Origin of the sequence: Paenibacillus sp. FSL F4-0087, from assembly GCF_038020215.1 — a bacterium.
GTDB classification, from domain to species: Bacteria; Bacillota; Bacilli; order Paenibacillales; family Paenibacillaceae; genus Paenibacillus; species Paenibacillus taichungensis.
The window spans coordinates 900984-923477 of the sequence record NZ_JBBODJ010000001.1; the positions used below are offsets into that span (position 1 = coordinate 900984).

Annotated in this window: 18 protein-coding genes; 4 read left to right on the forward strand and 14 right to left on the reverse strand. The window is 44.3% G+C overall.

What is annotated here, in order from left to right; genetic code table 11:
* Positions 1-44: 44 nt before the first annotated feature.
* Both trmB and MHB84_RS04225 read right to left on the reverse strand, forming a co-directional pair.
* Positions 45-794, reverse strand: coding sequence for a tRNA (guanosine(46)-N7)-methyltransferase TrmB (gene trmB / locus MHB84_RS04220; protein ID WP_076289943.1), 750 nt, complete (start codon positions 792-794; stop codon positions 45-47).
* A gap of 152 nt (positions 795-946) precedes the next feature.
* The gene (locus tag MHB84_RS04225) at positions 947-1147 is read right to left on the reverse strand and encodes a hypothetical protein (protein ID WP_062320234.1); all 201 of its coding nucleotides are present in this window, start codon (positions 1145-1147) and stop codon (positions 947-949) included.
* 272 nt (positions 1148-1419) lie between these two features.
* On the opposite strand from MHB84_RS04225, the gene MHB84_RS04230 reads away from it, so the two are divergent.
* From MHB84_RS04230 to MHB84_RS04245, 4 genes are all read left to right on the forward strand, one after another.
* Entirely contained in the window at positions 1420-2373 is a 954-nt protein-coding gene (locus MHB84_RS04230) for a TIGR01212 family radical SAM protein (protein ID WP_076289944.1), read from the forward strand.
* Position 2374: 1 nt separating this feature from the next.
* Entirely contained in the window at positions 2375-2959 is a 585-nt protein-coding gene (locus tag MHB84_RS04235) for a class I SAM-dependent methyltransferase (RefSeq protein ID WP_076289945.1), read from the forward strand.
* Between the two features lie 187 nt (positions 2960-3146).
* Complete coding sequence (locus MHB84_RS04240; RefSeq protein WP_076289946.1) at positions 3147-4124, forward strand: type I phosphomannose isomerase catalytic subunit; 978 nt, start codon at positions 3147-3149, stop codon at positions 4122-4124.
* A gap of 84 nt (positions 4125-4208) precedes the next feature.
* Positions 4209-5186 carry an alpha/beta fold hydrolase gene (locus MHB84_RS04245; RefSeq protein ID WP_076289947.1) on the forward strand — a complete coding sequence of 326 codons (978 nt, stop codon included), beginning with the start codon at positions 4209-4211 and terminating at the stop codon, positions 5184-5186.
* A 122-nt stretch (positions 5187-5308) separates the two neighbouring features.
* Here the strand turns inward: MHB84_RS04245 and odhB are convergent, their stop codons facing one another.
* From odhB to MHB84_RS04305, 12 genes are all read right to left on the reverse strand, one after another.
* A complete protein-coding gene (gene odhB / locus MHB84_RS04250; protein WP_076289948.1) occupies positions 5309-6583 on the reverse strand; it encodes a 2-oxoglutarate dehydrogenase complex dihydrolipoyllysine-residue succinyltransferase in 1275 nt (424 codons plus the stop codon).
* Positions 6584-6588: 5 nt separating this feature from the next.
* Positions 6589-9462 carry a 2-oxoglutarate dehydrogenase E1 component gene (locus tag MHB84_RS04255; protein WP_076289949.1) on the reverse strand — a complete coding sequence of 958 codons (2874 nt, stop codon included), beginning with the start codon at positions 9460-9462 and terminating at the stop codon, positions 6589-6591.
* Positions 9463-10137: 675 nt separating this feature from the next.
* A complete protein-coding gene (locus MHB84_RS04260; protein WP_341143000.1) occupies positions 10138-13326 on the reverse strand; it encodes a DUF5704 domain-containing protein in 3189 nt (1062 codons plus the stop codon).
* 493 nt (positions 13327-13819) lie between these two features.
* A complete protein-coding gene (locus MHB84_RS04265; RefSeq protein WP_076289950.1) occupies positions 13820-15094 on the reverse strand; it encodes an S-layer homology domain-containing protein in 1275 nt (424 codons plus the stop codon).
* Positions 15095-15438: 344 nt separating this feature from the next.
* The gene (locus MHB84_RS04270) at positions 15439-15882 is read right to left on the reverse strand and encodes an NUDIX domain-containing protein (RefSeq protein ID WP_076289951.1); all 444 of its coding nucleotides are present in this window, start codon (positions 15880-15882) and stop codon (positions 15439-15441) included.
* 144 nt (positions 15883-16026) lie between these two features.
* Positions 16027-16389: a cupin domain-containing protein gene (locus MHB84_RS04275; RefSeq protein WP_076289952.1), complete on the reverse strand. Its 363-nt coding sequence runs from the start codon at positions 16387-16389 to the stop codon at positions 16027-16029.
* Entirely contained in the window at positions 16386-16904 is a 519-nt protein-coding gene (locus MHB84_RS04280; protein WP_076289953.1) for a GNAT family N-acetyltransferase, read from the reverse strand. The genes MHB84_RS04275 and MHB84_RS04280 overlap by 4 nt, the downstream gene beginning before the upstream one ends.
* Before the next feature lie 166 nt (positions 16905-17070).
* Positions 17071-17493 carry a GNAT family N-acetyltransferase gene (locus tag MHB84_RS04285; protein WP_217504874.1) on the reverse strand — a complete coding sequence of 141 codons (423 nt, stop codon included), beginning with the start codon at positions 17491-17493 and terminating at the stop codon, positions 17071-17073.
* A gap of 156 nt (positions 17494-17649) precedes the next feature.
* The gene (locus MHB84_RS04290) at positions 17650-18018 is read right to left on the reverse strand and encodes a YybH family protein (RefSeq protein WP_076289954.1); all 369 of its coding nucleotides are present in this window, start codon (positions 18016-18018) and stop codon (positions 17650-17652) included.
* 29 nt (positions 18019-18047) lie between these two features.
* On the reverse strand, positions 18048-18557 hold the full coding sequence (locus tag MHB84_RS04295; RefSeq protein WP_076289955.1) for an 8-oxo-dGTP diphosphatase: 510 nt from the start codon (positions 18555-18557) through the stop codon (positions 18048-18050).
* Between the two features lie 352 nt (positions 18558-18909).
* On the reverse strand, positions 18910-21447 hold the full coding sequence (locus MHB84_RS04300; RefSeq protein ID WP_083678950.1) for a right-handed parallel beta-helix repeat-containing protein: 2538 nt from the start codon (positions 21445-21447) through the stop codon (positions 18910-18912).
* Positions 21448-21522: 75 nt separating this feature from the next.
* Positions 21523-22308, reverse strand: coding sequence for a DUF3891 family protein (locus tag MHB84_RS04305; protein WP_076289957.1), 786 nt, complete (start codon positions 22306-22308; stop codon positions 21523-21525).
* Positions 22309-22494: the final 186 nt, after the last annotated feature.

A 22494-nucleotide genomic window follows, 5' to 3' on the forward strand; every position in this document is an offset into this window, starting at 1 on the left:
ATGAGAGTCTGGTAGCCAGATGCATATCACGCTTTTTTATAATATTACTCTTGATCTTCGCCAGACTCGTCCGCAGCTTCCCGAACTTTATACTTGTCCAAGCGGATCTCTTGATACTCGCGCAAGGCTTCTTCACCAACGATGACTTCAACCCGGTGAATGTTCATGCCTTTACCCATGAATTTCTGCTCATACTCTGTCATGACATGCTCTTCATTCAATCCATCACGGTGCAGGTTCAGGGACAAATTGGTCATTTGCAGTCCAAAGTCGGCAATCGCATTGAGAGAGAAATCAAACAATGTCTCCGAATCTGTTTTGAAATGAATCTGTCCTTTGGTGTTAAGCAGTTCCGTATATTTCTTCAGGAAACGTGGATGTGTCAAACGACGGCGTGCATGCTTGGCTTTTGGCCAAGGATCGCTGAAGTTCAGATAAATCCGTTCCAGTTCTTCCGGTTCAAATACATCTTCAATCTGTTCGATATTAGCAAGCGCCAGCTTCAGGTTGGGTGGTGTCTCCACTTCTGCCTGACTCCATGCTTTCCGAGCCTTCTCGCTGGCACGACGTACCAATTCATCATACATATCAATACCGATAAAATTAAATTCCGGATATTTATAACTCATTTGGCTGATAAATTGACCTTTACCCATGCCAAATTCCACAAAGATCGGATGGTCATTGCCAAACAATTCAGACCATTTTCCTTTGTACTGTTTGGGATCAAGAACAACGAGGTCAACTTGTTGCTCCAAATTTTCACGAATCCCTTTTCTGCCACGTAAACGCATCTTATTCCTCCGTTTATCCATACTTGTCTCAGAATCATTTTGCCGAAGAACTGGCTAATTGTAAAGAGCAATGAAAAAGGAATCTTCGGATCTGCCACTTTGGGGCAAATCTCAAAGATTCCCTCTTCGATTTATTTGGAATTGGGGTCCAACTACTTTAATAGTTCATAGTCTACCTTATCTTGGTGTGAAAAATCAAATGTCTTTTCGAAAGCATCGCGAACTTTTTGTCTTGCAGCCGCTTTCACTTTCGGATTGCCATTGAAACGAACACCTGTCAAAGCCAGAGCTTCTTCTGCCGTCAGTTCTACAGAAACATGATGAAGATCATTATTTTTAACTTGGGAATTCATTCATATCACCTCACGGTATAGTATGGTCCATGACATCAACATTGATTCAAATGCTATGATGAATAGTACCCATTAGATGGTGTCTGACGCTGGTTTAAATATAACATAATGTGTAAACTATAGCAAGGATAAAACCTCGTTTATACGGCCTATTTTTGCGACTAGATTCCCCTTTTTTTGAGTTTTTTGATACAATGGTAAAAGTTCAAAAAGAGTCGAATTCGGTATTATAATAAGCAAGCCATTAGGTAAGTCAAAGGAGTACCCTGAAGATGAATGCACCTTCAATACAACCTCCTCTTCTATGGGGAGATAAACGATTCCATACCTGGAATTACGAAATGAGAGACGAGTTTAACAATAAGGTCTTCAAAGTGATGCTGGATGCGGGTTTCACCTGCCCGAACCGAGATGGATCTATTGCCAAAGGGGGCTGTACATTTTGCAGCGCTCGTGGATCGGGTGATTTCGCCGGTAGCAGACGGGATGATTTGGTCACCCAATTTAATACCATTCGGGATAAACAGCATCTGAAATGGCCTACAGCTCACTACATTGGCTATTTCCAAGCCTATACGAACACATACGCACCCGTTGAAGAACTGCGTGAATATTTTGAAGAAATTTTGAAACAGCCCGGTGTTGTCGGTCTGTCCATCGCCACTCGGCCTGACTGTTTACCGGATGACGTCGTTGATTATTTGGCTGAATTGAATGAACGCACCTACCTCTGGGTTGAGATGGGTCTGCAAACCATTCACGAGTCCACGTCAACCCTAATTAACCGTGCACATGATACTCATTGCTATGAGGAAGCCGTTGCGAAGTTGCGCAATCGGAATATTCGGGTGTGCACACATATTATTTACGGACTGCCGCAGGAAACCCATGAAATGATGCTGGATACCGGACGAGCTGTTGCCAACATGGATGTGCAGGGAATCAAAATTCATCTACTTCATCTGATGCGCAAAACACCAATGGTGAAGCAGTATGAAGCCGGGCTCCTTCGTTTCCTCGAACAAGACGAGTACATTAAACTGATCGTCGATACGCTGGAGATGCTTCCACCCGAAATGATTGTACACCGCCTTACAGGGGATGCACCGCGTGATTTACTAATTGGGCCGATGTGGTCCATGAACAAATGGGAAGTGTTGAATTCCATTGATCGTGAGCTGCGTGAGCGGGATTCCTGGCAAGGTAAATACTGGAGGGGTGCTTAAGATGGGTTTTCTTTCGGTTTTAAGTTGTGCCCATCAATGGATTTCTTCCCGTCTACAGCCTGGAGATTTAGCTATTGATGCAACGGTTGGAACGGGGGCGGACACTCTGTTTCTGGCACAAAAAGTTGGTAAACGCGGGCAAGTCATTGGTTTCGATATTCAGAGCGAGGCACTTACCTTGGCACAAGCCCGTATTCGGAAACAAGAGGACACTGCCAAATTAGGCTCCATCTCCATGCTTCAATTAAGCCATGATCGAATGACTGAGGCCGTTCCTGAAACATGGCAGGGTAATGTGGGTGCTGTAATGTTCAACCTGGGGTACCTGCCTTCGGAAGGTGCGGACTCCACCATAATTACGGAAACAGACAGTACTATTGCTGCTCTCCAGGCTGCACTGGCATTGCTCAAGCCGCGCGGCATTATTACCGTTGTGCTGTATCCAGGTCATGATGGAGGATCACAGGAAGCGGATGCGGTATTGGAGTGGTCCTCTGCTCTACCTGTAGAGCAGGTACAAGTGGTGATTTATCGCCAATTGCAGCGTGATACCTCCCCTTTTCTGATTGGCATCGAGAAAAAATAATTTCCTTTGTTCCACAAATGCAATAAACTAGACACAATCGCAACAAAGCACTCTTTGGGTTCAATTTATGCGATTTGTGTTCTACATAAAGACGTGCAACCGTATTCACTGTTACATTCATGCCAATTACGCGGTCATGATTGATTAAAGCGATCCACCATTTCATATACTAGAGGAGAGATTAGGAATGCCTACGCCATACCCACTGCAATTTCAACCAGAGTTTAAAGAACGTGTATGGGGAGGTCGCGCGCTGGAGCAATTCGGCCTGACGCCACCTGAAGGACATATAGGAGAAGGCTGGATGATTGCGGATCATCCCAATGGTACAACCAAAGTATTAAATGGAGCACTTGCCGGAAAAGGCCTGGACGAAGTTCGTGAACAGCTGGGCACAGCATGGCTTGGAACTAAAGGAGTTTCGGAAAAGGGAGGACGATTCCCGCTTCTGATCAAACTGCTTGACTGTAACGATGATCTGTCCGTACAAGTTCACCCAACAGATGACTACGAAGCGCTCCCTCCCGGCGAGCTTGGCAAAACGGAAATGTGGTATGTGCTGGATGCCAAACCAGGAGCACATATCATCTACGGTTTAAATGAAGGCGTCGATCGTGAAGTACTGAAGGAAGCGCTTGAAAATGGTACGGTCATGGATACTCTTCGTCAAGTACCTGTAGAGGCTGGAGATACGTTCTTTATTCCTGCGGGAACGGTACACGCTTTATGTGCAGGTGTCGTTGTTGCTGAGATCCAGCAAAACTCGGATACAACATACCGGATTTACGATTATAATCGTCCGGGCCTGGATGGCAAACCACGTGAGCTACATGTTGAGGATTCATTGAATGTAACAGCTTATGAGGGCGCTGGCGCCACGACGATGAAAACCAACAACGCAACTCCAGGTGAGTGGCTGAAGCTTGCGGAATGCCCTTATTTTGTAGTGGAAAAAGGGATTGTTACAGGACGTTGGGAGCTCTCTACAAGTGCTGAAAGCTTCACTATCCTTGTGGTCTGTGAAGGTAGCGGAACGCTGGAGTGGGATAACGCGGAATCGGATAAGATTGAACTAAAAGCTGGACAATGTTACTTACTGCCTGCTAACTTGGGCTCCTATACGCTGGATGGTAACACTACTGTTCTTCGTTCTTATTTGCCTTAATTGAATAATCAACTATCTATTCAAGGGTGAATTCCCTGATTTGAACTGGCTTTAATGTGACCTGTGAAGGAGGATTTACACGAGATGCAGGAATCTACCTTTAGCCTAGTTGGCAATGAAGGTACCCGTATTCATGTGTACCGCTGGCTTCCCGATCCGGAGTGCAACATCAAAGGTGTGGTCCAGATTGCACATGGTATGAGCGAGACCGCTGCCCGATATACTGAATTTGCTCAACATCTCACCACGCACGGGTATGCGGTCTACGCGAATGACCATCGTGGTCATGGTAAAACGGTCGAAAACTCGGATTTGTTGGGCAATGCCGGCGTCGATGCTTTCCGCTGGATGGCGAGTGACATGATGAATCTGGGCGAAGTTGCCGCCAAAGAAAACCCTGATGTGCCCCTCTTTCTCATGGGGCATAGCATGGGGTCGTTTTTGGTACAGCATCTAATGTATGCTGGCCACGAGCGTTACCATGCATTTATTTTGTCCGGCACCAATGGCAAGCGCGGTCTTCTTCGTATCGGAGAGAAGCTGGCTTTCTTGCAGTGTGGCATTCAGGGGACGGGTCATCCAAGTATGCTGCTCAATGCGCTCGTATTTGGCGGATTCAACCGTTCTTTCCGTCCGGCAACAACGCCGTTTGACTGGCTGTCTCGGGACTCCGAAGAGGTCAAGCGATTTATTGATGACCCTTTATGTGGTGCCGTCTGCTCCGCAGGTTTTTTCCGCGACTTTTTCAAACTCCTGTTGGACATTCATTTGCCACGCAACATGAAACGTATTCCCAAGGACAAATCTGTATATCTGTTCTCAGGTGAACAAGATCCGGTGGGGCTTCATGGCAAAGGGGTGCTTAACCTGGTCGCCCAATATCGGGAGCTTCAGCTTGAGGATATTGAATACCGCCTCTATCCAGGGGGACGCCATGAAATGCTGCATGAGACAAATCGGACTGAGGTTGCAGGACATGTCGTGGAGTGGCTGGAGAGGCATACGTCCGACTACAGTGCCCATCATTCCACAGCACATGCAGAAACAGCCGATTCCATATAATGCGGCATAAATTACTTATACAATGAAGAAAACCCCTGAACGGGTGCACAGCCTACACTGTGCTCGTTCAGGGGTTTTCTTTTTTATTTATAAGATGGCAATTTAATATTAAACGTTATGGATTACCCTTCGATCAGCAAAGACTCTGGATCTTCAAGCAATTCTTTCACCGTCACGAGGAAACGAACGGCTTCGCTACCATCAATGATACGGTGATCGTACGACAGAGCGATATACATCATCGGACGGTTCTCCATCCGCTCTGCATCAATCGCTACTGGACGAAGCTGGATTTTGTGCATACCCAGAATACCCACTTGAGGTGTATTCAAAATTGGTGTGGACAACAGGGAGCCAAACGTTCCGCCATTGGTAATGGTAAAGGTTCCTCCTTGCAGATCAGACAAAGCCAGCGTGTTGGAACGAGCTTTGGATGCCAGATCAGCAATGCTTTTCTCGATCTCAGCGAAGCCAAGACGATCTGCATCACGTACAACCGGTACAACAAGACCTTCTTTGGCAGATACCGCAATGCCGATATCATAGTACTTTTTGAGTACAACATCTTCACCATCAATTTCCGCGTTGATGGTTGGGAACTTTTTCAGTGCACCTACAACTGCTTTGGTAAAGAAGGACATGAATCCGAGATTGATTTCATGTTTCTCTTTGAACTTGTCCTTACGGCGTTTACGTACATCCATGATTGCCGTCATATCCACTTCGTTAAACGTAGTCAACATCGCTGCAGTCTGCTGTGCTTCTACCAGGCGTTTCGCAATGGTAGCACGACGGCGGGACATACGTTGACGCTCTACTGGTTTGGTATACGTGGTACCACCTGCTGCCGGAGCACTAGGTGCTGCAACGGGAGCTTTAGCAGGAGGCGCTGAAGGAGCCGCAGCCTGGGTGTTGTGAGTTTTCACATCATCCTGATAAACACGGCCAATCGGATCCTTGCTCTGTACCTGATCCAGCTCAATACCACGCTCACGTGCAAGTTTGCGAGCAGACGGTGAAGCTGTCTTCGAGCTGCTATCCGAAGATTCTGGTGCTGCAGCAACTGGTGTTGGTGGCGGAGTTGGAGCTTCCGGTGCAGGAGCTGATTGTTTCTGCTCCGTTGCTGCTGGTTGGGAAGCGGACGCGCCGCTTCCTCCTCCAGTTCCAGCTGAAAGTGTTCCAATCGTTTCACCAATTTCTACAGTCTCGCCTTCCTGGCGAACAATTTTCTCAAGAACACCGCTCTCTTCAGCACTGATCTCAATATTTACTTTATCCGTTTCCAGTTCCAGAAGAACATCACCCTGATTAACGGTTTCGCCTTCTTTGACCAGCCATCTGGATACAGTTCCTTCCGTTATCGACTCACCCATTGCAGGTACTTTAATTTCACTCACAGCTGTTACCTCCCCAGTGGAATATTATTCTTCGTCGTTTGCTTCAATGCGGATGTAATGATCTGTTGCTGTTCCATGCCATGCACAAGTTGATAACCGCTGGAAGGACTGGCATGTTCCGGACGACCTTCGTATTTAACGGTTGTTCCTTCTGGTGCAATTTCACGAAGACGAGGCTCCATGTATGTCCAGGCACCCATGTTTTTGTTTTCTTCCTGTACCCACACCAGCTCTTTCAGCTTGCTGAAACGTGCAAATACACGCTTGATTTCTTCCGCCGGGAACGGATACAGCTGTTCGACACGAATAATGTGAAGCCAAGACCAATCTGCTTTATCCTTCTCAAAAGCATCTTCCAGATCGATGGCGATTTTACCACTGCACAAAATGATACGCTCTACGCGATCCGGTTTCGTGCCCAATCCTGCTTGCTCCAGCACAGGCTCGAACTTGCCTTCGCTGAACTCTGTTGCAGGTGAAGCGACACGCGGATTACGAATCAGACTTTTCGGCGACATCATAACCAGCGGTCGAGCATCTTCCGTTTCAGTCAACGAAGCCTGACGACGCAGCAAATGGAAATATTGCGATGCACTTGTCAAATTCGCAACGGTCATATTGTCTTCTGCACAAAGCTGCAGGAAACGTTCCAGACGAGCACTTGTATGCTCAGGTCCCTGACCTTCGTTCGCATGCGGAAGCAGCATGACCAGACTGGATTTTTGTGACCATTTGGCACGGCCGGCAGATACGAACTGGTCAAAAATAACCTGTGCACAGTTGGCAAAATCTCCGAATTGTGCTTCCCAAATTACAAGCGTATCTGGTGAATAGACGTTATATCCGTATTCAAAACCAACAACGGACTCCTCAGACAACGGACTGTTGTAGATGGCAAAAGATGCTCTTGCCTGTGGCAGATGATGCAGTGGGCAGAATTTCGCACCATTCTCGGAGTCATGCAACACCAAGTTCCGATGAGCAAACGTTGCACGCTCTGCATCCTGTCCACTAATCCGGATTGGTTTGCCATCCGCAAGAATGGTAGCAAACGCAAGCGTCTCTGCAAGACTCCAGTCTACTTTCTCGCCTTCGTTCAGAGATGTGCTTCTGCGCTGTAAAATACGCTGCAACTTCGGATACACATTAAAATTCTCTGGCCATTTCAGCAAGTCTGCGTTAATTGTCCGCAGATTTTCCAATGGTACCGCAGTTGGAATAATCGAAACGGCTTCTGGCTCGCTAATTTGACGTTGATAATATTCATGTACTTCATTGTTCTTCATCTGCTCGTACGCTTCTTTTAAACGATTCGTTACAGCTTCACGAATGCTGTTAATGGAAGCATCGTCGATAACCGATTCCTCTTTCAGATGATCCTGGTACAAATGGCTAACCGTTGGATGAGCTTTTACTTTGTCATACACCGTCGGCTGTGTTGTTTCCGGATCATCTGTTTCGTTATGACCATAACGACGGTAACCGATCAGGTCAATCAGGAAGTCCTTTTTGAACAGGTTACGGTATTCTGCTGCCATACGAATAGCTGCAATACACGCATCCGGATTGTCTGCATTGACATGCACAATCGGAATTTCATATCCTTTGGCAAGGTCACTCGCATAATACGTTGAGCGTGAATCGCTGCTGTCTGTTGTGAATCCAAGACGGTTGTTCACGATAATATGAATTGTTCCGCCATTTTGGTAACCAGGCAATGCTTTGAAATTGAGCGTTTCTGCTACAATACCTTCCCCAGGGAAAGCCGCATCACCATGCATCAGAATAGTTGCCGCTTTGGTTACATCCTGCTTCGGATATCCCGGATCACGGCGGTCATCCTGTGCTGCACGTGCAAAACCCTGTACAACCGGGTTTACATATTCCAGGTGACTCGGGTTATTGGCAAGCGTAAGACGCGCTTGTACTGTTTCCCCGTCTTTTACATAACGGTTTGCGCCCAGATGATATTTGACATCCCCCGTCCAACCGTAATTGATTCCTGTTGACCCTTCGGAAGGAACCAAATCCTTGTTCGGAGAATGATGGAATTCAGAGAAAATTTTGCTATACGGCTTGCCCAGTACATGAGCCAGTACGTTCAATCGACCACGGTGAGCCATCCCCATCAGAATATGGCTTGAACCAGCGTGTGCCATAATTCGAACTGCTTCATCCAGCATAGGGACTAACACATCGTTACCTTCAATGGAAAAACGTTTTTGCCCAACAAATGTTTTGTGGAGGAAATCTTCAAATTGCTCCACTTCAACCAAACGTTCCAGCAAAGCTTTACGCTCCTCTGGATTAAGCGGTGCCGGCGAAGTACGAGATTCTGCACGGCGGTTCAGCCACTCCCGCTCATGAACTTCATGCACATGGCTGAATTCATAAGCGATAGGACCTGTATATATTTGCCGCAGGCGCTGGATGGCATCCAATCCTGTTACCGTCTGTCCATCTGCACCTTCCCAGATCAGGGAAGCTGGCAGAGCTTTCAAATCTTCTTCATTCAATTCAAAATGCTTCGGTTCAAGCAAAGAAGTATCTGAATCTTCACTGATTCCAAGGGGATCAATATCGGCCGCAAGGTGACCATAGGTACGAATATTCATTACCAGTTTCCCTGCTGTAACCGCTTTCTGTAATAGTTGAATATCCACGCTTCCGGAAGCCTTTTGGGCATTGCCAGAAAACGAGGCTGTATGTGCATCCCTGCCAGACATCGGCGGTGCACCCCATTGTTCAAATAATTCCCGATATGCCGGTGTAACTGCACCCGGGTCTTGGGAGTATAATTCATATTGTTCCTGTACGTATCCCATATTCGGGCCATAGTAACTTTCCCAGGGTTTCTTGTTGCCTTCCTCGATCGTCATCGACGTTCCCTCCGTCTTGATTTAGTCATAAGTTTTTGACGGAAATCATTGACTAAGCCGTAATTTGCGTTCGTTCAACATTTTAAGCTAAATTTTTCATGAAGTCCAATAATCGTGCTGTTGGTGGTAGTAACGTTGTTCCGACGCTCCCGTCAAGGTTTGTCTGCGTTTTCAAAATCATAGTAAACTGATGATTGTATATACCGTCGCACAGATGTCGAATACTGTCCTGATCCGTTCGAGGGTTACACCTTCCTCAACTTTTTCAAGTGAAGTCCGTGTTCTAATATCTATTCTATAAACTTTTACGCTCAGGAGCATTTCCTATTTTTAGTTCAATTGATGCATAAATTAGATGAATCGAATAATTGGAACATTTCCGACCCACAAATGTGCTCTGATTGTATGGCGTTTTGTTGGTAATCGCTTATCCTGCGATGGTTTCTACACATTTTCAGATTTCGCCCGATTTGTAGCCTCCTTATTTAGAATTGTGGTCCATAATGTTCAAAAACAAACCGTCAAGATAAATATTAACCATTTGGCTTGATATTCAACAAAAAAATGGGTGTCTCTTGCAATTCAATGTTTTAAACCAAAAGCCGCCTGAATGCGTAAAAGCATCCGGGCGGCTTTTTTTTGGATTGGTTTATTTAGGTGACAGTCTTTTTGTTTTTAATGTGGCACCTGAGACTGAAAATCGCTCCGGCTGGACTGATCTGCATGGTAAAAGACCACATCACCATCCTTCAAGGGCCAAGTTCGGCCTTGACTGTCTACTGGGCAATTGTTGAAACCTTCCATCTGCCACTGATTCATCAGTGGAGCATAAATGTATTGCAGGTGTGGAGCTTCTGTATTCCCATCTCGAAGTGTCTCGATATTAAAGTTGACCACGATATATCCGTCCTTCATAAATACAGAAGCCTTTTCATCCAGTTGATTTTGTCTGGCGAGCAAATCAAGATTGGTTCCCTTTGGCACGGTGTATACATCTGCAGGCAGGCTGTATTCTCCGTACCAACGTTGGATTGCCGCATTCGCACGGTCTACACTAACACCCGAGGGAATGTCTGTCTTGGGTCCAATCAGTGTACGAATGGAAGCGGGCAAAATCATCCAATCATAGCGGCCTACCCACGTTTTCTGGTGAGAGATTTGATCTACAAGCTTAACCATATAATCAGCGAGCGAACTCTCATTGCGTTCATCGGCAGTCAGTTCATACGTATACTGATAACGCGCCGTGTCCCCCAATTCCGTACCGGGTACGTTACGCAACCTCGAGTTCAGGACAACAAACCTTTTCTCCAAATCCTGCGCCGATCCTATCCGAATAAGTCGCTCTTGACCGCGGTGGTAGTATAGATCAACTTCTTGTCTGGAAGAGCCGTCTTTGCTCACAAAGTAGAATGTTGGAGTAATTCGAACACCATCCTGTTTGCCAAACATATTTCCTTTTGTTTTCAGGTCGAACTTGATATGGTAACCCGTTTTCACCGCAATATTACTAAAACCCTGCACAGGGTGACTACCTGGGCGAACAGGTAACACGAATGGTGCCAGATTCCCTCGCGGATCACCATCAATACTATTAAGTCCTGTCCAGTAACTCACCCCTATCGGCTCTGAACTTCCGAGCTGCTTGCGGAACACATTTTCCCAATTATAATCAGCGATATCCGTAACGTGAAAATCATACAATCGCCCAATAACCTCCACCGGAACCGTATCTGCCGCAACATGGTGGGTCAGATTCGTGTTGGCATCCTGCTGTTCGGTGAATGTAGAAGGAGCATTTTCCGCAATATTGCGAAATTCAATTCGGTAATGTCCTTCATCCACCCATACTGGAAGATAGAAAACGGTATCCAATTGGCTGACCGGAATATCCACCCATGTCTTGGCTGGAATAAACTGACTTCTATCGGCGTTATAGACATCAAAGGGGAAACGAACCTGCTTGATGCGAAAATACTTGGCATAGTCCCTATTGCCATAACCCGGGTAACTGGTTACGTCCAGATGCTGCCCTGAGGTCGGGATGCGTACGATAAACGGTCGTTCCAAAATAAGTGCCGAACTGGTCGGATCAGGCACTGTTTTCTGGTTATGCGGCTGATCATCAGACACCCATGCGTAGTTAACGACAGGCGTGTGCACCGTGACAGAATGGATCCCTTGAATAGAAAAGTTCTGATCCTGACCGCCTTTAATATTTCCAGGAATCAAGCCATATGCGATCTCGCCCGTTGTCGGTTGGTCCGCCTTGTTGACCAGTGTATTCTGAATAGTTAAACGATTCTGGTACAGCACGTTGTCGCCGATCATATCAGGCTGAGGGATTGTCTCAGGTCGCGGAGCAGTCTTATCCATCGGAGCAGGATCCATCACAGTGGCACCATTAAACACCACCTTGTCATTATTTACAGTGTTCTCTTTGACCTCAGCCTCGGCTTTGGATTGGAATAACGACGTCTCATCAGGTGTAGGCGGCTCGCTGTCACCGCCTGACTTTGTTTCAGTGCCAAGGTCGATTTCCTTGCAAGGTGCTGGTTTCACATGTGCGGTAACAGCATCATCATTAGCCGATTGTAAGGTCGGCGGTGTATATCCGTTTGGAGTCAGCGTTACTGTACCACCGTAGCCACCAAGTGCATAATTGGATATCGTAGCTTGATTCAGCTGATAGACTTCCAAATTATCAATCTGCCAATAACTATATTGTCGGATGACCTGCATTGGTTTTTCCACAGGAACGTCTAGTTCCTTAGGTTGTGGAGGTGTGCCTGGATCATTCGGTCCTGTTGAGGCTCTGCCCGGAATCGTCCATGTTTTGTGATACTTCTTTTTTACGTTGACCGTATATGTCACTGTTCCCGTCATGTTCACCCAACGGTGCTGGAACAAGTAGCCTCTAGCCATGACATTTGCATAGAGATCTTCAGAAGTCGGGATGCCACGGGTGACATCAAACTTCTCAGATCCCCGATCATCAGCTTTCAGCACGCCCGAAACGGAGGGGTCCATGATAGCCGATTCGATTAACGCTCCTTTATTAGGTGGACTGATGGTTACGGGGCAACCCACAACACCGCCGTTACCTGGATCAGTCCCCCCATCTCCTCCGTTGCCTGTGCAATCCTTTACATCTAAAACCTGCGTTCCTTGCTCATCCAACTGCTGGGCAGTATCCAAAAAGCGCGCAGTGATGGTGGTGCTGCCGACAATACCTTTGATCGTCATTTTTCCATCTGCACCTATGGTCGCTACTGCTGGATTGGAGCTTTGCCAGGTCAATTTGGGATGAGCGGTAAGCTCATGAACAGAAAGATCTGACTTGGTCAGGATAGCTTTAGCTTGCAGCGGTGTTGCTGTGTCTGCTTTACAAGCGTTTGGCAGGTTCACAATGAGTCCTGGTTCGGACGTTACCGTAATGTCAGCGGTATCGGAGATAAGATATGTACCGTTGTTCCAGATTGCACGTACAAAAGCAGTACCCGGCTTTTCAGCCTTCACCATTCCGGTTTTGGGTTCAATACTCACAATACTCGGATCGGATGACCACCAGGTGGTCTCAGCCTCCCGACGACTTACGTCGATGCCTTCACTAAATTGAGTAGCTCCGTAGTTTTTCGTTTTAACTTTGGCTACCATCTGTTTGGTTTCTCCAACCGTTAGGGTGGAATCTGGGGTTACGTCAATTTCCTTTTCTTCTTCGAGGTCCCCTTCCCAGATGATATCCATCGGGGTGTAATAAACGACATTGTACTTTGGACAGCCAGCCGTTGTCTCACCACCGTTAGCAAATGGTTTTTTTTCAGTCGGAGTATGATAACCACCAGTGATAGTCTTTATTGACACAATAGTAGAAGGAAACGGTGGAGTAGGGTCATCAACTCCAGTATAAGAATTTTGATCTGCTCTGCTTTGGTAATCAACATCATGTATTCGAATATTTTTAATGTTTGATGAATTTACTCTGATCCCATTATAGTCAGGCCAACTCTCTGCAGGCCACTTACTGAAATCTACATTATCAGGTACTTCTTTAGCTTCAGGATATGGGCTTGAACAACTCCCTGCGTTCCTCGCATAAGTTGGCCCCCCCGAATGTTCAGCTTTGAAACGTCCGTCGTCGACTTGGTACCAGTACACTCCTGGTGTGCCTATAGTAGGTGTTGCTTTGACTGTAACTTTTTGAGGATTTTTCATTGATTTTGGCCCATACTGATCTGTTGCTGCATTAATGATATTAATGGGTAGGATGAAATTAGATAATAATTCACTAACACAAACAGCTATCAAAATGAGACTAAAGAAACGTTTATTTATTTTGTTCACCACCCGAATCAAGCTATCTTTGAATTTTAAACGCTCCTTCTGTATCAGATTTCAAGAAATAGGACCAAGACTTATTTCTTAAAGTTGATGTAATCCAAAATCTTGTTTCAACACCCTTTTTAATCAGTTCACCGGAATTCATGGGTAACGTTGTAAAGCCATTCTGTTTTGCTAATTCCAAATCCAATCGATTAAATTGTATAAGTGAATCGGAAAATCCCTTGTTAAATGTTAATAAATTTGATTCTTCTAAATTTGAAGTGAAAGAAACATCAGAGAATGTTTTATACGAACCAGGAACATAATTTTTTTCCAATAGCAAAGAGGCATAAATACCTTTAGGTGTGCTCTTAGTGGTATCCACGGCTATTAGTCGATGTATCTTCATTACACCAGATTTGTTAGTTAAGGTAATGTAACCTTTGGATAAGTCTGAAATCTTAGCAGAACCCGAACTATACTTATAATTACTAATCGTCGTTAAATTCGTTCCAGTCGTACCAACCTCGCGCATTTCATTCAAATCACTGTACTTCCCTGCATCCGTGCCCTCAACATCCATATAACGCAGCAAAATAGCAGACACTTCGGCTCGCGTTGTTGGATCAGCAGGCTTCAAGGAACCGTCCTCAAATCCACCGACAATGCCAGTGCCGCGAACAAGTGCAAGATAAGGAATTTGTTCTGCACGAATCGTTCCCCGATTTACTTCAGGGGTAGGTAGCAGTGTATTTTTGCTATCGTCAAAAGCATCCTTGAAACTAGTTCCGGACTTGATCAGTCCGTTCGCAATCCATTTCATCATCTCGTAGCGTGTCAGCTCGGCATTGGGGTTGAATCCTTTCGGATAATCATTAGCGTTAATAAAGCCTTGGCCCACCAACTGTGTCACAGCTGATTCAGACCAGTGTCCCTTGAGATCAGCAAAAGGATTCTCGCCTTGTACCTTTTCCAAGCTGGTTGCACGGCTGAGAAGGGTGGCATACTCACCACGGGTGATTTTGGCATTGGGGCGGAACGTACCATCCTGATAGCCGGAGATCAGATTTTTATCATAGGCTTTAACAATTGTAGCTTGCGCCCAGTGCCCTTTGATATCTTTGAACTTCGTAAGTGCAGAAGCCGTTGTACCCGCTCCATTCGTGCTTGTAGCAGCATCCACAGTAGACATCAGACCCACGGTTCCAGTAGTCAGCAGCGTTCCTACCAGCAAAGTCGACGTCAACAATCCGACTATCAACACATTCCTTTTTGACTTACTAACAGCTAATCTCATCTGTTTCTTCAATCTACTCACTCTCCTATGTAACCTTAGTATGGGGCAAAATTCTGCTTCTTCAGCAAGCGTACTACTCTTCATTCCAAAACCTAAATTTGTCATAATCATCAATATTCTACCATGCAAATCTAGGCTATTGGTATTATTTTTCAGCAATCCCCATCCCTACAAGGCATGCAACCTCCCCTTCCAAAGACCCAATTCACCCCTAAAAAACACAAAAAAAGGCCACGAATCCGCAGATTCATAGCCTTATGCTTTAAGGTGTCAGTCCTATTCAGTTGAAAAAAATTGTAATCTATCTATCACAGAATAAACGATTCTGTTCCATTTGACCAGTCCTAAAATTCAAATCAAAGTAGGTTTCTATTAAAATTGTTAATCATATACTCTGCAAATGGCGTCAACGATAACGCTCCAACCTCTTCCATAGTAAACCATTGTGCGCCCAGCGAATCTTCGCCATCCGGTTCCCTTTTGATCTCATAAGGCCGACTTTCGCTTGTCAAATATACATCGTATAAAATTCCAATATGGTGCAGCTCTTCCGGCTGGCCTTCGTAAACCCACTCCAATACGATCGATTCCGCAGAACGAATCACCAATTGTAGATTGTAAAGTCCTGTCTCCTCTTCAATCTCACGGTGCAAGGCGGTCTCCGGTTGCTCACCAAATTCCAACCTTCCTCCAGGCAAATCCCATTTCCCCGTATAGGCTCCTCTTGCCTTATGAACTAACAGGAATTTTTGCTCCCAAGTGACTAAACCGTATACTCCCATGTGTGTGTACCGATCCACTTAAAGGTTCTTCCTCTCGTCTGAAAGATATCTAACCTGCTCTTCCAATCTACGAATACGCTTATTCATCTGATAGAACGATGGAGTAAAAATCACCCCAATAATAATAACAATGACCCAAACACTCAAATCATCAGCCCCTATCTAAGAGTCTCCCTCCTCTAGCGAAAACCGAACAATTAGTTCTTCACCCTCAATCAACAATGCGGTTAGTCCTTTGTTCGAGCCAGATTGATGATTCTCTCCGTTAGTCCAATGCGCGGCTTCTCCCGATCGTACAGCTACCCGTTCGCCTGTCTCACCTTCCACCCAACCTTCCCCTTCAAGCACCAGAAACACCTGCTCACCCACTGCTGGATGCAAACCTACACGTCCTCCTGCAGACAGTTTCAGTTGTGCTACGTGGCAAACTGTTGTGCTTCGGAGTATCGGCGTAATCTCTGCTCCCTCACTGCCATAAGCGGTAATGCTGCGACTATCCTCTGATTTCAGGCGGTATATCTTCACTTCTTGTTCTCCTCTGCAACGTTATCCAGATCCAGAGCCAAACGAATCATATCGACGCAGCGAATACCATCTTCTATAATCTCTTCTTCATAATGTTTCACAAAAAAGTCCCGGTCGACCCCTATAATGCGAAAACCGCAGCGTTGATACAGCTTCAACTGATGAAAACTTGAGTTGCCTGTCCCAATTTCTATCGTTCGACCACCGAGCTTGCGTGCTGCTTCTATCGCTTCCTTGATCATGTGTTTGCCAACGCCCTGTCCCTGTAACTCTTCCTGTACGGCAATATTAACAATCTCTACCGTCTCTGGACGTGTTTTAAGCAAAACAAACTCTCCTACCATTTCTCCTTCATATTCAGCGATAAAGCAAACACCGCGACTCAGATATTCGTCAACTATGGCTTTGGACGGATCAGCCATTAATAAAAGTTCATAAGGTTTTTCTTCTTCCCAGTCCAAAATCCGGAACGACAATTTCACACCAATCTCCACCTTTTCCTCGTACATATTCATTTACGTCCCGTTTGCAGAAGCCTATGTATGGCTAGTCACCAAATATATAACAACCTTCCGTATATAAATGTTTTAGTCTGAATTCATATTTTTCTCTTTTTATAACTTCGGGTTACTCCGGAACGATTTTTATACTTTATTTCAACCATCTCATTCACCAAATCTATTAGCTATTTACCGCTCCAGCCTGATTTTGATAATGACGAATCACCATGCCAGATGCTTTTTGCATGCCCTGTTTCTCATAGAACTCCTGGAGTTCGTTATCGCACAAAAGATCAATCATATAGAGATCACCCAGACGATTAAACATACGCTTGATGAGATCTGTTCCGATACCTTTACCCTGATACTCCGGAAGCACTTCCAATAAGGGAATATATGCACTAAGAACTCCATCTGAAATCGCTTGAATAAAGCCCACCACATTTCCGGTTTCTTCATCAATAGCCAGTTCGACAGCATAGGATTGTTCCAGCAACTTCAGAAATGTAGGCGTAGATGGAGGGTTTGGCCAACCTTCGAAAAAAGCCCCGCTAAGTTGGTCGATTTCTATTCCCTCAAGCGATTCACGAAATGTAATATCCATAATAGCAAGTCCTCTCCTTTTAAAAAGTAAACTTCATTATATCATAATATCTGGATATAAATATATAGAATTGGCTGATAAAATATGAGCCATGCATCAGATAGAAGCTTAATTATTAGCTTTATTCAAGTAGACTGCAACGTTCTATTCCTCACGTTATTCACCCGCACTTAAATGTTCATGGATTAATTTCCATTCTCCGTTGATGCCTGCAACAAATACATTGGTAGCCCGACCTTTTCCAGCAGCCGGCTTCCCTTGATACATTCCTTTCCAGTGGTAGGTATAAATACAGACTGCCTGCTCTTCGCCACTCGTAATCCACGTGACGTCTTCTGCACGATATACCTCATCCTTGACTGTCTCCCAAGCGTTTTCAAAATAAGCCCGAATTTCGTTAAGGGTAGTACAAGACGTTCCCGTAAACCAATATACGGCATCCGGTGATAACCATTTGCTTACCTCATCAAAGTCATGTGTATTTGTCGCTGTAATGTATCCTTCCAGTGCATGCTGGTATCCCATAATTTCTTCCGCCTCCTGAGCGTTTTGAATTATTTGACTTTACTCTGTTCAAGAACGGAATCACTATAAACCATAAACGTCTCTTTCAGTGTACGTCCGGTTGATTTCTCCCATATTACACTCCGCTCAAACGTACCTGCTTGAAAAAATCGCGGGAAACGTTCCGCAAACCAATCCTGCATAGGCAGTTCTAGCGCTTGACCTAAAGACACCCACAACAGTTCACCTTCAGGCGGCTCGCTCAGTAGCTCCCCCTCATAAGAAGTAGCCACGTAGTTAAATACCATATAACGCAATCCTTGCTCCGGATCACAAAATTCATCAAGACCCTTGTATGTAATCTCTTTCACCACAAGTCCTGTTTCCTCTTTAACTTCTCGCACGGCACCATCCACAATACTTTCTGGAAAATCAACTTTCCCTCCAGGAGCAATGTATCCCGGAAATCCTTTTTGGTTGGGTCGATTCATTAATAGCACCTGATCATTTTGTTTGTCCCATATCATACACATCGTTAAAATCTCGGTTCTAATGTCCATGTTTATCCTCCCAGTTGGCTTATACAGAACCTAATCCATTGCAATTCACAGATATCCACTCACTCGACAGAAGAATCTTCTAATCCTTGATTCCCAGGTGTTTTTCTGTCCTCTCCGCTCTTGTGTACATGTTGAATTAAGCTTTTCTGCTTTGTTATATACTAACATTTCTAGTCCTAAGATAGGTTTTCCTATAATTGTATTTCGAATTGGTAATATACAAAGTATCTTAGAAGATATTATCATAGGATTCTTAAGAGGATCTGGTCAATTATTATCAAATATGAAATACCCTTTTCAAGTGGAAATCTTCACGATAACCGCTTAAAAAGGGTATTAAAAGCCTGAAAGCTCAAGTCCAAGTTATTAAATCCATGAAAGTTGGTTCTTTCATAACGATGTCTACATCAGATTTATTCATAAGAAAAACAACATCTGTATAAACAGAATTTTCGGTATAATTAACTTCTTTTACGTACACAGTAATTCCCTCTACATTTAGATATTGACCCAATCCAATATTTCGAACACTCGAAATTTCCGTAATAACATCGGAGTTTTCAGAGATCGTACCTTTAATAGGAATGACTGGAGATCGGCCATACATGCCTGCGTTTATACAGATTCTTTCATATACGTTCCCCTTTATATAAATCGTGTTATATACTCGATCATGTTTATGCCATATCTTTGCTGTGTAGGCAGCAGGTTGTTTCGCGTAGGGAAAATCATTTATCCGCAAAACACGACCATTCACACGATCCCCTTCCCAACATACACATCGGCCATGAAAAGAAGCATCTCCTTGAGATGTTTCTGCAACATTATGTGGTATGGTAACCTTCAGAAAATGATTATTTCTAACAGTAACAGTTCCTCCTGCTATCATCCCAGTGTCTATCCCGGTGTATTCGCCTCCTGATTTTAAAGTAACATAATCACTCGCCAGATTTCCGGATCTCAGTACTACCCCAGCCACACACGAATGAAAATGATTATCTTCTATAAATGAATATGGTGCTCTTTTTAGAATCAATCCCGTATTTGCACTAATTATAAAATTCGCCCTAATCTGAATACCAACTATCCGTAGAGGATCAATGAAAATTGCTGTTGAGCAGTCTCTAATAGTATTTCCATCAATAATACATGCTTCGCCATCCTCATGCTTTTTAGCCGTTCCTGCCCAGAACATACCATATTCAAATCCTCTAATTCGGTTTCCACGAATCTCTGCCTGTAAAATCCCTTCTCCATTATCAATTAAAATTCCTTTACCGAGCGAAAGGGGATATAAATTAGTTTCCCGTATAATGTCATTACCAATTACTCGACAATTAGGTAAGCGTATATGAATAGCTCCATCTAATCGTTGATTGTCTTGGCCTGGATTGACAATACGATTATATAGAATATCCACACCCACATGATCAGAGGGTCCCGGTGAATGGGGATTTAGGTTAAAAGGGTTAACCCGAGTTACAATCCCTCCACCAGAGCTACCAATGTCCCCACCAGGTTTTTGAGCAACTCTCTCTAAATAGTTATGTGAGATTGTAACACCATTAGTATAGCGAATATAAATCCCCTGTTCCCAAGTTGCATATAAACGGTTATTGTGGACTTGGATATTCCCTCGGTAAGTTGGCGCATTCAAAGGATCATGAAAACTCCCTTTGTAAATCTGAATACCACAATTAGGACCTAGTATTATATTTTCACTAACAATTGAAGGATTTTCATTCCAAGTTTGGGCAAGGGCATCAATACCTATGTCCAGCCCTGGGACTTCAATATAATTATCAGAAATCAAAAAATTGCCTGCGTTTCGAATTTCAGCCGCAGAAGATGTAAAAGCAAATATTATTGCACCTGTATACACATAGCTTGAAAAAGAGATTAAAGTGCCCTCCAGTATAGAGTCAATACTCTTACCACTCTCACCATAAAATCGATTATTGGATATTGTAAAAGTCTCACATCCACGATATAGAATACCCTGAGAAAATTTACGAAAAACGCAGTCACGAACTATCCATTCTGAACAGCGATACGCGTCAATACAGCTATTGTTTTTTCCCGGCCCAAAATTATGATAGATAGACTTATCCAACAATATATTATGGGGAATATTTTCGAATTCTAAAGCTTGAATAGACCAATCAAAGGTATCTTCTTCAGCATAAACTAACGAAAATGCAGCTCCACTCGGATCAAGATTGTCAATTCTCTTTATCTTAGCCTGTGCCCCTCTCCAGTGCACACTGGATCGCTTAATAATTTTATTTTTAATCCCGTATGTTCCAAATGGAAATACAATAATTCCGCCCCCCCGCTGAAAGGCGAAGTTCTCAGCAGCCTGTATTGCAGGAGCATCATTATTAAAACCATCAGCCTTAGCTCCAAACCACTGTGGATAAACTGACTCGGTTTGAAACTCTCCAGTTACAGTTCCGCCTAAAGAAATATCAAAAATCCACTCGTACGGTCTAGCATCAATAGGTCCTAGAATAGTTAAAGTAACACCCTTTTTTATTTTTAACCTTCCATTACGTTGAAATACAAGCTGTTTATCCGGCGGGATAGTTACATTTTTATCTATTAGAAAGATCCCTTGTGGAATGATGATTACGTCCTTATCCTCGGTCAGAATAGAAATTAAGGCAGAAGAACTTCCTTTAACTCCAGTACGATCAGCACCATTCCACGTAATGTGAATTCCACGGTCAGCGATTTCTTCATCAATCTGAGTAAAGTTTGCTGCTAATTCTCCACTACGAATCTCATCTTCAGTTAAACCATTATAAAGATTGAGATATTTGGTTTTATCTTTATCCATAGCAGCCCCGCCCTTCTCAGAAATTAAGAAATATCGGTTCACGCTATCCATGTATATTCATGGGATCTTGTCATTATTGATATAACTTTTACTTTATAAAAAAAGTTTTAACCTGATATGCGCCACTCAGCTCATGCCTGTAATTAACACCCGACGCTCTTTCCACTCGGCACGGCGATAAGCCTGCAGCAGACCAAATTTGCGAATACTTGCTTTCGGCACCGATTTGTAAGGCATAACGACTGTAAAGTCCTCATCAAACGGCACAAAAGACAATCCTACTTTCTCATTGGAAAGCCACTCGGCCTGAATGGGCTGCCTTGAACAGGCATCGAAGGTAGAGCCCAGTCCATCAGCGAAAAAATCATAACGTGCAGCAGGTGTTCCGGGTTCCTCCATACAGAGAAAAAGGCTGAGCTGATCACAAAATAGCATAATTTCTAAATCATGTTTCAGCCTAAGCTTCAACGCTTCACCACCACTAAGCTGCTGTTCCATACGTAACTGATGCTCCCGTTCATCGTTCAGATATTCCCTAATGTCTTCATCATCATTGGCGTTAGCACCCAGGTTGTTTTGAAACAAATCTGTATACATCATGCTGCACAACAACCCGGCGTACAAGTTTTTCTCCCGAACCTCTTCAATACCTTTACGGTAAAATACAAATCGTGGACGTAGCGGAAAATCACGAAACGAATACGGTATCTGACTATAATCATTCCAGAATGGAGCAGAATCCAGTTCAATCCATCCCCGATCATGCTCTTTTGCGGCAAAAATCAGATCTTCTCGATGCGCTTCATCAGTTAACAATTCCGTTTTCCAATGGGAAGCCATTTCTCCGGCTACTAGTCCATGTTCATGCTGTGCGGTCAAAACAAAATCATGCTCTCTCTCATATACGATCATTTGCTGTCACCCTCCCGCATGGTATACGTTGACTTTAACATAATTTGGTTTACAATTTCCTATAAGTTGCTTTTAATTCAACTTTCAGGGAATATACTAATGGAGCCATCAATGTAAAGGTGTTGTCAGTTCCCTGAAATTTGGTACACTAATGATTGTGCCAACATAACATTACATACAGAAAGC